Source organism: Novosphingobium sp. TCA1, assembly GCF_009811895.1.
Taxonomy (GTDB): Bacteria; Pseudomonadota; Alphaproteobacteria; order Sphingomonadales; family Sphingomonadaceae; genus Novosphingobium; species Novosphingobium panipatense_A.
The window spans coordinates 56,698-71,664 of record NZ_BLJH01000004.1; the positions used below are offsets into that span (position 1 = coordinate 56,698).

The 14,967-nt window shown below is 65.8% G+C and carries 13 protein-coding genes; 8 read left to right on the forward strand and 5 right to left on the reverse strand.

What is annotated here, in order from left to right:
* Nucleotides 1–20: 20 nt before the first annotated feature.
* Nucleotides 21–1,184, reverse strand: a complete 1,164-nt coding sequence (locus NTCA1_RS06940; RefSeq protein ID WP_159829591.1) for a glycerophosphodiester phosphodiesterase — start codon at nt 1,182–1,184, stop codon at nt 21–23.
* A 184-nt stretch (nt 1,185–1,368) separates the two neighbouring features.
* Between NTCA1_RS06940 and NTCA1_RS06945 the strand changes: the two genes are divergently transcribed.
* Entirely contained in the window at nt 1,369–2,088 is a 720-nt protein-coding gene (locus NTCA1_RS06945; RefSeq protein ID WP_159829593.1) for a DUF899 family protein, read from the forward strand.
* Here the strand turns inward: NTCA1_RS06945 and NTCA1_RS06950 are convergent.
* The 3 genes from NTCA1_RS06950 to NTCA1_RS06960 form a co-directional block, all read right to left on the reverse strand.
* Nucleotides 2,075–3,349 (reverse strand): dicarboxylate/amino acid:cation symporter, encoded by a 1,275-nt coding sequence (locus NTCA1_RS06950; protein ID WP_159829595.1) that lies wholly within the window; start codon nt 3,347–3,349, stop codon nt 2,075–2,077. The two genes, NTCA1_RS06945 and NTCA1_RS06950, sit on opposite strands and share 14 nt — an antisense overlap.
* Before the next feature lie 84 nt (nt 3,350–3,433).
* Complete coding sequence (locus NTCA1_RS06955) at nt 3,434–4,903, reverse strand: amidohydrolase (RefSeq protein WP_159829597.1); 1,470 nt, start codon at nt 4,901–4,903, stop codon at nt 3,434–3,436.
* Nucleotides 4,904–4,976: 73 nt separating this feature from the next.
* The gene (locus NTCA1_RS06960; protein ID WP_086493154.1) at nt 4,977–7,310 is read right to left on the reverse strand and encodes a TonB-dependent receptor; all 2,334 of its coding nucleotides are present in this window, start codon (nt 7,308–7,310) and stop codon (nt 4,977–4,979) included.
* Nucleotides 7,311–7,561: 251 nt separating this feature from the next.
* Here NTCA1_RS06960 and NTCA1_RS06965 point away from each other — a divergent pair, with 251 nt between their 5' ends.
* Complete coding sequence (locus NTCA1_RS06965; RefSeq protein WP_236549145.1) at nt 7,562–8,008, forward strand: RNA polymerase sigma factor; 447 nt, start codon at nt 7,562–7,564, stop codon at nt 8,006–8,008.
* On the forward strand, nt 8,005–9,069 hold the full coding sequence (locus tag NTCA1_RS06970) for a FecR domain-containing protein (RefSeq protein ID WP_086493156.1): 1,065 nt from the start codon (nt 8,005–8,007) through the stop codon (nt 9,067–9,069). The genes NTCA1_RS06965 and NTCA1_RS06970 overlap by 4 nt, the downstream gene beginning before the upstream one ends.
* 21 nt (nt 9,070–9,090) lie before the next feature.
* Here the strand turns inward: NTCA1_RS06970 and NTCA1_RS06975 are convergent, their stop codons facing one another.
* Nucleotides 9,091–11,649, reverse strand: coding sequence for a TonB-dependent receptor (locus NTCA1_RS06975; protein ID WP_159829599.1), 2,559 nt, complete (start codon nt 11,647–11,649; stop codon nt 9,091–9,093).
* Nucleotides 11,650–11,838: 189 nt separating this feature from the next.
* On the opposite strand from NTCA1_RS06975, the gene NTCA1_RS06980 reads away from it, so the two are divergent.
* The 5 genes from NTCA1_RS06980 to NTCA1_RS07000 all read left to right on the forward strand — a co-directional run bounded on the left by NTCA1_RS06980 (nt 11,839) and on the right by NTCA1_RS07000 (nt 14,877).
* Nucleotides 11,839–12,057: a ParD-like family protein gene (locus NTCA1_RS06980; protein WP_159829601.1), complete on the forward strand. Its 219-nt coding sequence runs from the start codon at nt 11,839–11,841 to the stop codon at nt 12,055–12,057.
* Nucleotides 12,041–12,814, forward strand: a complete 774-nt coding sequence (gene map, locus NTCA1_RS06985) for a type I methionyl aminopeptidase (protein ID WP_159829603.1) — start codon at nt 12,041–12,043, stop codon at nt 12,812–12,814. The genes NTCA1_RS06980 and map overlap by 17 nt, the downstream gene beginning before the upstream one ends.
* 128 nt (nt 12,815–12,942) lie before the next feature.
* On the forward strand, nt 12,943–13,335 hold the full coding sequence (locus NTCA1_RS06990) for a hypothetical protein (RefSeq protein WP_159829605.1): 393 nt from the start codon (nt 12,943–12,945) through the stop codon (nt 13,333–13,335).
* Between the two features lie 82 nt (nt 13,336–13,417).
* The gene (yaaA, locus tag NTCA1_RS06995; RefSeq protein ID WP_159829851.1) at nt 13,418–14,170 is read left to right on the forward strand and encodes a peroxide stress protein YaaA; all 753 of its coding nucleotides are present in this window, start codon (nt 13,418–13,420) and stop codon (nt 14,168–14,170) included.
* Nucleotides 14,167–14,877: an SDR family NAD(P)-dependent oxidoreductase gene (locus NTCA1_RS07000; protein WP_159829607.1), complete on the forward strand. Its 711-nt coding sequence runs from the start codon at nt 14,167–14,169 to the stop codon at nt 14,875–14,877. Before yaaA ends, NTCA1_RS07000 begins: the two co-directional genes overlap by 4 nt.
* Nucleotides 14,878–14,967 lie beyond the last annotated feature (90 nt).

Here is a 14,967-nt window from a genome sequence, read left to right on the forward strand (position 1 = left end):
GGGAATGCCAGCGGTGGCCCTCAGGCCATGCCGTCCACCGCGCTGCGGCCGAGGCCGGGATCGTCGGTGAAGAAGGAATCGACACCCGCCGCGATCAGGCGGCGCATATATGCGATGCAGGCCTTGTCCTGCCGCGCGGCATCGCCGCCCGGTCCGCGAAAATCGGTGGGAAGGAAATAGTTCTCCGGCCGCACCGTCCAGGCCGATACCAGCAGTCCCGCCGCGTGGGCGTCGCGCACCAGCGACGTGGGCTTGCCGAGCGGGCCGGACTTGCCGGTGGCATCGCCGAAGGGAATGATCGCCTGAAGCACCGGCGCCACCCAATCGGCATAGGCTTTCATATCCGCGAGACCGGCAGGCGTGAGCATCTGGCTGAAGGTCAGCGATCCGCCGCTGGCAACGACGTCGGCGGGGCGCATGTCCATCGGCACGGTCAGTTGCAGCAGCTGGAGCCGGGGATAGGCGCCGATGCGGGGGCGCAGCCACTTGAGATTGGCGACTTCGAAGCTCTGGACGATCACCGGCGCGGTGGCGAGATAGTGGCTGGCCGCGACCCGGTCCAGAAACCGCTGCTCCAGCGGCAGGCCTATGCCCGCGAAGTAGGTGGAATGCTTGATTTCCGGGATCAGGCCGATCGTGCGCCCGCGCGCGGCGGATTCGGCGGCCGCGAAGTCGGCGATCTCTTCCAGCGTGAGCAGTTGGAACTGCCCGTCGTAGCGCTTGCTTTCGGGCCGCATGGCGCCGAGCCTTTCGGCGGCGCGCAGGGTCTTGATCTCGGCCAGGGTGAAGTCCTCGGTGAACCAGCCGGTGATCTTTTCGCCGTCGATCACCTTGGTCGTGCGGCGATCGGCAAACTCCGGGTGGGCAGCGACGTCGGTGGTATCGGCGATGTTGTTTTCATGCCTGGCGATGAGCACGCCGTCCTTGGTCGATACGAGGTCTGGCTCGATGAAGTCGGCGCCTTGTTCGATCGCCTTGGCATAGGCGGCCAAGGTATGTTCCGGGCGAAGTGCCGAGCAGCCCCTGTGAGCGATGACCAGCGGCTTCTTGCGCGGTTCGTTGCCGTTCGTCGCCGAAAGCGCGGGCCGCCCATTGCCGAGCATGGCCCCGGAAGCGGCGATACCGGCTCCGGCACGGATCAGTCCGCGCCGCGAGAGGAAGGGGGCGATGGTGGGGTTGGTCATGATCCCTCCTGGAAACTGGAAATGACGATCGTTCGCAGCGCGGCTAGTCGCAATTCATGACAGGACGGGGTCACAATCCTCACGCAAAACCATCGACTTGCCTAGACCGAGCCGAGATCTCCGCTCCGCCCGAGAACCCGTTCGCGATCCGCGCGTTCACTTTTGCGGGGCAGGAGAGCAAGCCATGGAACATCTCGGTTTTCCCAATGAAAGTGCCGAATATCGCGCCGCGCGCAATGCCTTGCTGGACGCGGAAATGGCGCTCAGGCGTCAGACCGAGGAAGTCGCTGCCCTGCGCCGCGCCCTGCCGCCGGGCGGCTTGCTGAAGGAAGACTATCTGTTCCGGCGCGTGGGAGCCTATCAGCGCGAGGAGGAGGTCCGCCTTTCGGAATTGTTCGAGGGCAGGCCCAGCCTGATCCTCTACAGCTACATGTTCGGGCCGGAGCGTGACGAACCCTGCGTGGGGTGCACGCATCTGCTTGACGGGCTGGACGGCGCCGCGCGGCATGTCTCGCAGGTCGTGCCGTTCTACGTCGTGGCGCGTTCGCCGCTATCGCGCCTCGTGGCCTGGGCGCGGGAGCGGCGCTGGCCGCATCTGCGCTTCCTTTCGGCAGAGGGCAACACGTACACCAGCGACTATTTCGGCAATACCGCCGGCGTCACGGCCGCCATGCGCGAGGAGCGGGGCTATGAACCCGGCAAGAACTGGGACGAGCCGATGATCAACGTCTTTCGCCGCGATGGCGACGGGGTGCGGCATTTCTGGGGCGGCGAACTGGTCTATGCCCCCGAAGAGCCGGGCCAGCACCACCGCGCGCTCGATGTGCTGGACCCGGTCTGGGGAATGCTTGACCTCCTGCCCGAAGGGCGCGGGGAATTCTTCCCGAAGCTCAGCTATCGCTGAAAGCTGGTGTGGCGTCGCGGGCTGACCAGGGCAGGCCCCGAGGCACGCCGCGCTTTTCCTCCCACCGGGCAATGACCGAGGTGGCGATGGCATTGCCCAGCACGTTGGTGGCGGTGCGGCCCATGTCCATGAAATGGTCGACGGCCAGCACGAATGCCACGCCTTCCACCGGCAGGTCGAACTGTGCCAGCGTGGCGGCGACCACCACCAGCGAGGCGCGGGGCACCGCGGCAATGCCCTTGCTGGTCACCATGAGCACGAGGAGGATGGTGATCTGCGTGCCGAGCGGCAGGTCGATGCCATAGGCCTGCGCGATGAACATCGTCGCGAAAGTGGCATACATCATCGAACCGTCGAGGTTGAAGCTGTAGCCCAGCGGCAGGACGAAGCTGCTGATCCGGCGCGGCACGCCGAAGCGGTCGAGCTGCTCCAGCATGCGGGGGTAAGCGGCCTCGGACGAGGCGGTGGAGAAGGCCAGCAGCACCGGCTCACGCACATGGCGGATCAGCGCGAAGATGCGCCTGCCCAGAAACAGCGCGCCTGCCGCCAATAGCAGGATCCACAACGCGATCAGGGCCAGATAGAATTCTCCGACCAGCGCGCCGAAGGTCCTTAGCACGCCGAGGCCCTCGGTCGTCACCGCGGCGGCCAGCGCTCCGAACACGGCCAGCGGCGCCATGCGCATAACGTAGCCCGTCACTTTCAGCATCAGCTCGACCATGGTTTCGACCAGCACGACCACCGGCTTTCCCGCTTCGCCCAGCGCGGTCAGGCCCACGCCGATGAAGATCGAGAACACCACGATCTGGAGCACCGAATTGTCCGCCATCGCCCCCACCATCGAGGTGGGGAAGACATGCAGCACGAAGTCGCGCAAGTTAAGCGCCTGGGCATCGATCCCGGCACTCGCACCGGAGCGTACCAGGTTCAGCCCCTCGCCCGGCGCGAAGAGGTTCACGAAGACGAGGCCCAGCGTCAGCGAGATCAGGCTGGCGATCACGAACCATGCCATCGCACGCCCGCCGATCCGGCCCAGCGCCTTGCTGTCGCCCATATGCGCGATGCCCGCCACGAGCGTCGAAAACACCAGCGGCGCGATGATCATCTTGATGAGGTGGAGGAAGACGTCGGCAAGCAGGTGGAAGTAGCCGGCCACTTCCTTTGCCGCTTCCGCCGATCCGGCCATGCGATTGGCGGCGAAACCGGCGCAGACGCCGGTTATCATCCCGGCGACGATCGTGGTCGTCAGGCGACGTGACATAGGTTTCTCACTTTTGCGGGTATCGAAAAAGACCCGGCCCGGCGGAGCAGGGCTTCGCCGGGCCGGGCAGAGGGTGGTTCGGTATCAGTCCTTGGCGCCGGCGCCGTTCGCGGGCTTGCGGTAATCGAGCGAGGGGGCCTTGTCGCCGAGCAGCGAACGGTAGACGAAGTCCGGGCCGCGGCGTTCGTCGAGTTCCGCCTTGGCGGCGGCCAGGGTGTCGGGGCTCTGGAACAGCTGCGCGGCGGTCAGGGCCAGGGCCTTGGCGGCGACTTCGGCGCCCTTGGTGCCCACGCTGTTGCCGCTGGCGGCGACGGCCTGCCAGCTGTGCGGCGGCGTTCCCGGCGCCCAGGTGCCCGCCGAGAGACCGGCGGTAGGCGTCGTATAGCTGACGTCGCCCACGTCGGTGGAGGCGGACATGATCTCGCCGCTGCTGTAGGGCTCCACGCCCGTGGCGCGCTTGCGGCCGCCCTTGGGCAGGGTAGCGCTGATCTTGTCGATGAAGGCCTGTTCCTGCGGCGTGTAGCTGGGCAGCGGCACCTGCTTGAGGTTCTCGTACATGACATGGCCCAGCGTATCGTTCGGCAGCAGGTCGAACGTGCCGCCGATCTGGTTGTACTCGACCGTGGTGCCGGTGCCGAGCGCGGCACCTTCGGCGGCCTTCTTCACGCGCTCCATGATGTCGGCCACCTGCTGCTGGTCGGGGTGGCGGACGTAGTAGTAGACCTCGGCCGTGTCGGGCACGACATTGGGCGCCTTGCCGCCGTCGGTGATGACGTAGTGGATGCGGGTTTCCTGCGGAACGTGCTCGCGCATCATGTTGACCATGGCGTCCATGGCCTCCACCGCGTCGAGTGCCGAGCGGCCCCGTTCGGGCGCGGCGGCCGCGTGCGAGGCAAGGCCGTGGAAACGGAACTTGGCGCTGACATTGGCAAGGGCATGGCCCTGCATGGCGCTGTAGCCGTCGCCCGCGTGCCAGTGCAGCATGGCCGAGACGTCCTTGGTCAGGCCCGAGCGGACGAGGAAGACCTTGCCGGAGCCGCCTTCTTCGGCAGGGGCGCCGTAGACGCGCAGTTCGCCCTTGATGCCGTGGGCGACCATCCAGTTCTTGGCGGCGATGGCGGCGGCGATGGAGGCAGCGCCGAACAGGTTGTGGCCGCAGGCATGACCGGCGATGCCGTCCAGCGCATGGCGTTCCGGTTCGGCAGCCTGGGCAAGGCCGGGCAGGGCGTCGAATTCGGCGAGGATGCCGATCACCGGGCCTTCCCCGGTCTTGAAACTGGCGACGAAGGCCGTGGGCATTCCGGCGACGCCCGGCGTCACCTGGAAGCCTGCGGACTTGAGTTCCTTCTGGAGCAGGCCGGAGCTTTTGGTCTCCTGGAAGCCGACTTCCGCCCAGGACCAGATCTGCAGGGCATTGCGCGACATGGCGGCGGCGCCGCGATCGACGTCGGCCATGATCGCGGTACGGTCTGCTTCTGCCAGCGGTCCGGCGAGAGCAGGCGCGCTGGCATTGGCGGCGAGAAGGAATAGGGCGGTACGAACGAGGGATTTCATCAGGTTATCCTCATCAAAAGTCGCATCGAAAAAGGCCCGCGCGGCGGTATTTCCGCGCGGGCCGGAGATCCGCTCAGCGCTTCCCGAACGAGACGCGCAGCTGCGCGCCGAACACGCGCGGCTCGTTGTAGACCAGCGTGGTCGACGTGACCGAAGGCGTCACCACGCCGCCTGCCGCCGCATATGTCACGTCGAACAGGTTGCGGACGAAGAAGCCGAGGTCAATGCCGCGTCCTTCGATGTTGTTGAGGTCCAGCTTGAGGTTGACGGTATCGTAGGCCTTCTGGATGCCGTTGGTGTCCAGCGGACGCTCGACGTACCAGACCTTGGTGCTGTGGAACCAGTTGGCGTTGAACACCAGTTCCGCGAAGTCGCCCAGGTTGTGCGCATAGCGGGCGCCGCCGCCGATGGTCCACTTCGGCGTGTAGGAGAACTTGTTGTTCACCGGGTTGTTGCCGAGCAGCGGGATGAAGGCCGGCGGCGCATCGTATTCGTCGTACTTGGCGTCCGTATAGGCCCCGAAGCCCGAGAGCGTGAAGCCGTAGGCAGGCGTGATCGAGAAGTCGAACTCGCTGCCCTTGATCGTCGCCTTGGCGGCATTGATGATCAGGCTGCTGGGATCGTTCGCCGAATTGCCGTCGCCATCGAAGTCCGCGCCGGGGAAGATCGAGCGCTGGATGTTGTTGTACTTGCTGGTGTAGGCGGCGATGTTGAAGCGGCCCTTCACGCCGCCGACCTGCCAGCTGGACTTCACGCCTGCTTCATAGTCGGTGACCTTCTCGGGCTTGAACGTCTCGAACCCGTCGAAATAGGGGGACATGCCGCTCTGGTTGAAGCCTGCCGAGCGGTAGCCGCGGCGGTTGGTGACGTAGAGGAACACGTCCTCGTTCACCTTGTAGTCGAGGCCAAGCGTCCAGGTGGGCGCGCTCGATTTTTCGGATCCGGTCTTGCCGCCCGAAGTCGCACAGTCGTCCGGGCCGATGTGCGCGGCGCTGTCCAGCGTCGCCACCGAGCAGCCCGAGGACTTGTCCCAGGTATAACGGAAGCCGCCGTTGAAGCGCAGTCCTTCCGCGAAACCGCCGAAGGCATAGCCGATCTGGCCGAACAGCGCCTTGCTGGTCGAAGTGTTGTAGTTCTCGTTGTAGGTGAAGGTCTTGCCCGGCGTCACCGCCGAATAGGTGACGCTACCGTTCACGCCGCTGGGGTCGCTCTTGAGGTAGAAGGCGCCGACGATCCAGTCCAGCCTGTCACCAAACAGCTTGCCCATGACCTGGAACTCGTTCGAGTACTGCTGGACATTGGTGTTGGACACGCCGTCGTAGAGGGCAAGGTACGTGCCGTCCATGTCGCGGGCGGCGTCGACCTTGCTGCTGCGGTAGCCGAAGATGTTCTTGAAGGTGACGGTGCCGACGTCCAGCGTCGTGGTATTCGCCACCCCCCAGAAGGTGCGGTTGGAATAGGGATCGATGCTGGTCGAGATATCGCGCACGCCTGCCGCCTGCTGTTCGGACAGGGCGATGTCGATATCGCACCCGGCGACGCCGCAGTCGAAGTAGGGGCGATTGGCGGCGGTGCGGGCGGTGCCGCCACCCGGAACGGCCGGGTTCGGATAGACGCCGTTGAGCACGGTGCCGGTGCCGTTTTCGCGGGCGCGATACCAGTCCAGCACGGTCACGTTCTTGAGGCCTTCGACCGGCTCTATCAGCAGCGAGGCGCGGAAGGCATTGTTGTTGCGGTCGTCCAGGTCGCCGCCGATGCCGTGGTTCTTGGTATAGCCGTCCCGGCGCGCGATCTGACCGGCAAGGCGCAGGGCGATGTGCTCGCTGACGATCGGCACGTTGACGGCGCCTTCGAACGTGGTCTCGTTATAAGAACCCAGCGTGATCTGGCCGTAGCCTTCGAGGTCGTACCCCGGCGCGGTCGGGTAGAGCAGCAGCGCGCCGCCGGTGGTGTTGCGGCCGAACAGGGTGCCCTGCGGCCCCTTGAGCACCTGGATCGAGCCGACGTCGAAAGTCGGTACGATCGAGCCTTCGTTGGGCAGCGGCACGTCGGCGAAGTAGGTGACGACCGAAGGCGCCGAAGCGCCCGCCGTCGCGCGGCGCTGGCCGCGAATGACGATGCTGGGCGTATCGCGCGAAGTTTGCGGGGCCACGTTCAGGCCCGGCGTGGTATAGGTAAGGTCCTGGGTGCTGACGACGGCCTTCTCGCGCAGCATTTCCTCGTTGAAGGCGGTGACGGACACGGGAACGGTCTGGGCGCTTTCCTCGCGGCGGCGGGCGGTGACGACGATATCGCTGCCGGGATCTTCGGAAACGCGGGCAGCGCCTTCCTGAGCTTGGGCGACCGGCGCGGAGATGGCGAGGAAGGAAGAGGCAAGAAGCAGTGCGGAAAGGCTACGACAGGACATATTGTTCTATTTCCTTATCTGACCGGCCTGTCCCTGATCGCAGGCCGACAGTCGTAAGACGCAGCGCATCGCGGATCATTCGCTTTCGATGAAAAAATATTCCGGGTGACGTTTCCCGGCCTTGGCGGCTAAGAAGAGGGCAATCCCGACAACGCCATCCGACGATAAGGACCCGGATCATTTTCTCGCTGCGCAGGACATCGCCCCAGCCACGGACGGAAGGACCCGATCTATCGGTTCATGTCCCCGCCTTGCGCCGCTATATCGCGAAGCGCGCGGCGCCCGGCGATGTTGACGATCTGGTGCAGGACGTGCTGGTGCGCATGCATGTGCGGGGGCAGAGCGATCCGATCGCCAATATCGAAGGCTATCTGTTTCAGGTCGCCTCCAGCGTCCTTACGGATCGCGCGCGCCGCGATTCCGTGCGCCATCGTGGCGCCCATCTCGAACTGACCGAGACTTTCCACCCGGTGGAGGAACTGACGCCGGAACGCGTGCTGCGCGGTCGGGAAGACGTGGACCGGCTGGTCGCCGCCCTGGAGGAAATGCCCGAAGCGACCCGCGATGCCTTCGTGCTGCACCGCTTCGAGGAAATGTCCTATGACGCGATCGCAGGGCATCTCGGCATCTCGACCAGCGCGGTGGGACGGCACCTGATGAAGGCGGTACGCTTTCTGGCGGCGAGGGACCTGCCGTGAACAGATCCATCGAACCCCGGTCTATCGAACCCAGGCCTTTCGATGCCCGCGCGCTGGAGCAGATCGATTCTCCAGAGGCGACGGCGGCGGCCTATTTCAGCCTGTTCCGCTCGCCCCGCGCAACCGCGCAGGACTATGACGATTTCGAGCGTTGGCACGCGCGCGATGAGGCCAATCGCCTGGCCTGGGCGCGGGTGGAGCATGAATGGCAGGCGGCAGGCGCCATGCGCACCGATGCGCGTATCCTGGCGATCCGCGAGCGTGCGCTGGCCAATCGCCGCCCCCAGGGCCGCTGGAAACGACCGCTGGCCGCCGCGATTGCGGCCGTGGCCGTACTGTCGGCGGCCGTGGTCTATCAGCGTCATGAAAGCGGGCCAGAGGGCAGGGGAGAAGGCGGGCCTTCCCTTGCGGCAGTGCAGGGCCGGGTGATTTCCACCGGGATCGGCCAGCAGGTCACGTTCCGCATGACCGACGGTTCCACGGTGACGGCGAACACTGCGTCGACCCTTGCCGTCGATGAGACCGGATCCTTGCGCAGGACCGCGATCCGCAGCGGCGAGGCCTTCTTCGAGGTGGCCAAGAACCCGCGCAAGCCTTTCGTGGTGGAAGCGGGCGGGGTCAGGGTAACCGCGCTGGGCACGGCCTTTGCGGTGCGCGACACGGACGACAGCGTCAGCGTGGTTCTGGCGCACGGGCAAGTCCGCGTGGACATGCCTGCAGCGGGCGGGAATCCGGCGCGGTCCACGGTTCTTGAACCGGGCCAGCAACTCGTCTGGAAAGCGGGCGCCTATCGTACCGGCAAGGTCGATGTCGATCGCCGGCTGGCTTGGCGCGACGGCGTGATCAGCTTCGACCGCGTCCCGTTGGAAGACGCGGTGGCGGAAATCAACCGCTACAGCCAGCAGGAAATCGTCATCGCCAGCCCGTCGCTGGCCCGCCATCCGATCAGCGGCACGTTCCGCATCGGCGTGACGCGCGGTTTCCTCCAGAGCCTGGAACTGGCGGGCATCGCCCGGATCGAGAACGAAAGCGCCACCCGCGCCGAACTGGTCGCGCCCTGAACGGACGAGCTAACGGGCGGTCTATTCGAAGCTGTAGCGCAGGCGAAGGCCGAAAGTGCGCGGCGGGCCTGCTATCACGGTCGCGGCGCCATAGGCCGGATTGAGCGTGCCGCCGCCGCTGACGTAATAGCGGTCGGTCAGGTTGCGCCCCCAGAGCGCGATGTCGATCGGCAGGGCGCCGGGGCCATGCCAGGTGACGGCGGCGCCCAGCAGGCCGTAACCCGCTTGCCGGGCGAAAGCTTCCGCCGTTCTTTCGGTGAAGCGCATGCTGCTGACATGGCTGTAGTCCGCCGCGAGATCGAGCCTGCCGAGGCTTTCGGAAAGATCGATCTCGTGCAGCAGGGACAGCGATCCGCTGAAGCCCGGCATATAGGTGAAGCGGTTGTTGAGCGGATCGGCGCCCAATAGCGACGACAGCGCGGCCGGGGCGATCACGCGGGTATAGCGCGCATCGATCCACGAGGCGCTGGCAGTGACATGGGTGCGCCGACCGAAATCGAGCGAGAACTCGCCGTCGAACCCGGCCACGCGTGCTCTGGCGCTGTTGACATAGAGCGTGATCGGATCGGTGGTGCGATCGCCGTCACCGTCGAAATCGTCGTCGGGGAACAGGGCGCGTTGCACCTTGTCGTAGATCCCGACATAGGCCGCCGCGCTGTAGGATCCGGTGAGCGGTCCCACCCCGGTGCTCAGGTCCCAGCGGCCCTTGGCACCGATTTCGAGGTCGGTCAGCGTCTCGGGCTGGAAGGTCTGATAGGCCTTGAGCGTGCCGCTGAGGGTGGGGGTATTGTATCCGCCCGATCGGAACGCGCGGCGACTGGTGAGATAGAGGCTGTGCGCCCCGAGCTTCCGGGTAAGCGCCAGCGTCCAGGTCAATCGTCCCGAGCGCGCCTTTGCCGAGGAGCCGCCTTCCGTCTCGCATTGCTGCCGGGAGAGAGGTTCAACCAAGGCCGAGCGCAGCGAGCAGCCGCCGATCCATTCCGCCGTGTAGCGCAGCCCGACATCCGCGACGAGGCTTTCGGCCAGCGGCGCCGTCACTTGTCCGAAAATCGCGGTGCTGCGAAAGTTCTGGTACATGGCGATATGGTAGGGCGGATTGTCCGGCCGGACATAGCGCGACACCGTCTGCGTGACCGGCCCTGCCGGGGCGCTGTCCAGATAGAAAAGCCCGCCGATATAGCGCAAGTCGCCGGATCGGCCCTGGACCTGAAATTCCTCGCTCCATTGCCGCAAGTGGGAGCGCGTCTCGGAATCGTTGATCGCCAGCGGGGTTCCGTCGCCGTCCAGCGCATAGGAAATCTCGGTCGATCGCCAGCCCAGGATATTGCGGAAAAGCAGGTCGTCCCCGCCATACTCGGTCAGGTTGCCGAAGGCGCGGAAACGGCGTTGGAACCGGGGCAATACGCCGCTTTGCGAGGTTCTTCTGCCGAGGCTTTGCTGAAGCTCGTAGTAGCTGTCGATGTCGCAGGCGCCCCCGTTCTCAGCCGCCCCGCAATCGTAGTAGGGCGCGTTTTCCGGGCTATGGGCGCTGCCGTCCGGGTAGACGCCGGAAAGGATCGAGACGGCGCCCATCTCATCCGCATCGAGCATGTCGAACGAGAAGGTCGAGCGCAGCATGTCGTCCGGCTCGAGCCGGAGGGCGGCGCGCAGGGCGTCGCTATGGGCGTTTTCGGCGCGTTCGCCAGAGGCGATCCGCGTGACGATCCGCGTATAGCCGTCGCGGCGCAGGCGCTGACCGGCGATCCGCAGCGAAAACGGACCCTGGCGCGGAAGCTCCAGCGCGCCTTCAAGGCGCAGCAGCCCGTAGTTGCCGACCTCGCTCTCCAGATAGGAAGGCACCCCCGAAGCGGGCTGGGCGGTGCGGATCAGCACGGCGCCGCTGGTGGTGTTACGGCCGGACAGGGTGCCTTGCGGGCCGCGCAGGACTTCCACCGAGGCAATGTCGTAGAGCGGGGCAAGCCCGGCCTGATTGGGAAGCGGCACCTCATCCTGATAGACCACCAGCGGCAGGCGGTTCTCGTCGCTGATCGAGCGTCTCTGGCCGCGCATCACCAGCAAGGGCGTGGCATTGGTGGTTTGACCGGTGGCCACGAACCCCGGCGTCACGCGGGCAAGATCGGCCAGCGTGCGCACGGCGGCTATTTCCAGCATTTCCGCGTCGCGCCGGGTTACGGAGAGCGGCACGTCTTCCTCGCGTTCGGGGCGGCGCCGGGCGGACACCAGGATGTCCGGGGCCGGGGCAGGGGGCGGCGCAGCTTTCTCCAACGGCTTTACGGGCTGCCGGGGGGCGGCTGCGATCACGAAGACGTGCGGAGCGACCTGCCTGACGGTCAGGCCCATGCCGCGTACCAGCCGCCTCAGCGCCTCGCGGGGAGGGAAGTCTCCCTGAACGTGGCGCGCCTTGCGGCTTTCCGATCCCGGAGCGTTCAGGAGGATTTCCACGCCGGACTGCCTGCCCAGGTCAGCGATCGCGCGCGAGAGCGGCTGGGCCGCGACGTCGACACCTTGCGCGCGCGCATCGACCGCCGAGCCCGCCAGCACGGCTGTGGCAGCGATGATCCTGACGACGCGACGACGCAACCCGCTTGTTCCCGTTGATCCGGGCTCCCCCCTTGCGAAGCCCATGGACGTGACGTGGCTATCCTGAACGGGCGCGGAGTCAACGAAATGTCACAAAGCGAAATGTCATAAAGCGCTGGGCTGACCACTTGCGGTGGGTGTGCGGGAATAATATGGATCATATATGATTCGTATATTGAGGCCGCACTGATGGGTATCGTCAACATCGAGGATGCGCTGCACGACCAGCTTCGGCGGGCAAGCAAGGCATCCTATCGCTCGATCAACGCGCAGGCCGCATTCTGGATCAGGATCGGGATGCTCTGCGAACTGAACCCGCAGCTCACCTTCCAAGAGATCGTGGCGCGCGAGTTGAAGGAGGCGGGCGTCGACCCGGAGGATCTGGGTGCCCATGATCAAGTCGCCTGAGGAAATCGCGCTGATGGCCGAATCCGGTCGTCTGCTGGCTTCGGTGTTCACCTGGCTGGACGGACAGCCGCTTGCCGGGCGGACGACCATGGAGATCAACGACGCGGTCGAGGCCCTGATCGTCGAGCAATTGCAGTCCCGGCCCGCCAGCAAGGGGCAGTACGGTTATGGCTATGTCCTCAATTGCTCACGCAACGAGGTCGTGTGCCACGGGGTGCCTTCCACCACCGAAGTGCTGGGTGACGGTGATATCGTCAACTTCGACATCACGCTGGAGAAGAACGGCTATATCGCCGATTCCAGCAAGACTTACGAGATAGGCGAAGTCTCGCCGGTGGCGCGGCGGCTGGTCCGCACGACCTACGAGGCGATGTGGAAGGGCATCCAGGCCGTCCGTCCCGGCGCGCGGCTGGGCGATGTCGGGCATGCGATCGAGCGCCATGCCAAGCGTGCCGGATATTCGGTGGTGCGCGACTATTGTGGCCACGGGATCGGCCGTGAAATGCACGAAAAGCCCGAAGTCCTGCACTTCGGCCGCCCCGGCACCGGCCTGCGGCTGGAGGAGGGCATGGTCTTCACGATCGAGCCGATGCTCAACCAGGGTCGCAGAATAGTGCGGACGGAGGACGATGGCTGGACGGTGGTGACGGTTGATGGCAAGCTCTCCGCGCAGTTCGAACATACCGTGGCGGTAACCGCAAACGGCGTCCGCGTGCTGACCTTGCGGCCCGAGGAAAAGGCGGCGGCACGGGGTTGAGGTTTCCTGCGGCGCGCGCTGCTGGAACCGGGAAGGCACTGGCCCGTTTCCCCAATCTTGGTGCAGGCGCGGTTCATGTGCCGGTGCCATTGGTAAGCGATCCCGACGACCATCGAAGGAAACCATAGATGAACCGCTTTCGCACTCTTGCCCTGTTCGCCACGGCCGCGGTCCTGGCGCCGCTGCCTGTGCTGGCGCAGAGCGTGGCCGACATGGGGCTGCCCAGCGGTGCCGAAGCGGGCGATAAGGGAGCCGCTGATGCCGAAGCGAAGCGCAAGGCCCTGAACGAGGCGCAGGCGCAGTCCGCCCGCGCACAGGTCCAGGACAACGAGGACCGTCTGCGCGCCCGCGAGGCGGCAGTTGCCACCGAGGCCGCGCGCCAGCAGCGCGAACAGGCCACCTATGATGAGGCCGTGCGCCAGCATGACACCGTGGTCCGCGATTACGAGGCAGCCCGCGCGAAATGGGAAAGCGCCAACCCGGCCTGCAAGCGCAACGATCCGGTGAAATGTCCGCGTTGACACAAGGCTGACTAAAGCCGGCTGATGAACACCGGCAGGCGGGCGTTTGACGCGCCCGTCTGCCCCGGCTACCGCGCGGGTGATGATCGCTCTTCTCTCTCCCGCCAAGACGCTCGATTTCGAGCGCGCATTGCCCCCTCTCGCCGTGACGATGCCGCATTTCGCGGAGGAAGCGCATAGCCTCGCCCGATCCGCTGCCAATCTCACCCAGAAGCGGCTTTCGGAGCTTATGCACATCTCGCCCAAGCTGGCGAAGCTCAATGCCGACCGTTTCCGCGATTTCGACGCGCTTCCGCAGCGCCAGGCGCTTTTCGCCTTCGCAGGCGACGTCTATACCGGTTTCGAGGCGCATACGATGGACGAGGCAGGCATTGCCTTCGCGCAGGACCACGTCCGCATGCTTTCGGGGCTCTACGGCCTGCTTCGCCCGCTCGACGAGATCCGTCCCTATCGTCTGGAGATGGGCACGCGCTGGGCACCGCGCCACAAGTGCCTGACGGACTGGTGGGGCGATCGCATTGCGCAGTTCCTGCTGGCCCAGCTTGAGGAAGAGGGATCGGGCACCGTGCTCAACCTTGCCAGCCAGGAATACTTCGCGGCCGTATCGGGCAAATTGCCGGGCGTGCGGGTGATCGAGGTGGAGTTTCGCGAACCCGGCCCGAACGGCCCCCGGTTCGTGAGCTTCAATGCCAAGCGCGCGCGGGGGATGATGGCGCGCTGGCTCTGCGAGCACCACGTCACCGATGCCGATGCCATGCGTGGTTTCGACAGTGACGGCTATCGTTTCGATGCCGCGGAAAGCGACACCGATCGCTGGCGGTTCACACGGTCTTGAGCGGCGCGGGGAAGACGTCTGCCGTCGTCATCGGCGCATCGGGCGGGATCGGCGGCGCCTTCGAGGCGGCGCTGGTGGAGGAAGGGGCGTTCGACATCGTCCACGGCTTCGCGCGCTCGCGCAGCGGGCCGTACCGGCTCGACCTCCTGGACGAGGCCAGCATCGCCGCAGCGGCGGCGCATGTGGCGCAAGGCCCCGCGCCTGCACTGGTGATCGTTGCCACGGGGCTTCTCCATGAAGGGGATCTCGGCCCGGAAAAGGCGCTGCGCGATCTCGATCCGGCCTGGCTTTCCCGGCTCTACGCGGTCAACGCGATCGGCCCGGCGCTGGTGGCGAAGCACTTCCTTCCGCTCATGCCCCGCACGGGAAGCCCGGTATTCGCGGCTCTCTCCGCAAGGGTCGGGTCCATCTCGGACAACCGGCTGGGCGGCTGGCACGGCTACCGCGCCTCGAAAGCGGCGCTCAATATGCTCGTGCGCAACCTTGCCATAGAGGAGCGCCGCCGCAACGACCGTGCGATCGTCGTCGCGCTTCATCCGGGCACCGTCGATACCGCACTGTCGCGTCCGTTTCAGGGCAATGTCCAGCCCGGTCGCCTGTTCGATGCCGAACGCGCGGCGCTGCAATTGCTCGACGTCATCGAAGAGCTCAAGGTGACCGACAGCGGCAAGCTGTTCGACTACGAAGGCACGGAAATCCCGTTCTGATCGCATCGGCGAACTTCGGCGCAGGCCAAACTGCAATCTAAATGCGCCGATCTGCACAGCATTAGTTGCTGGGCCGTGAACCCTGCGCGG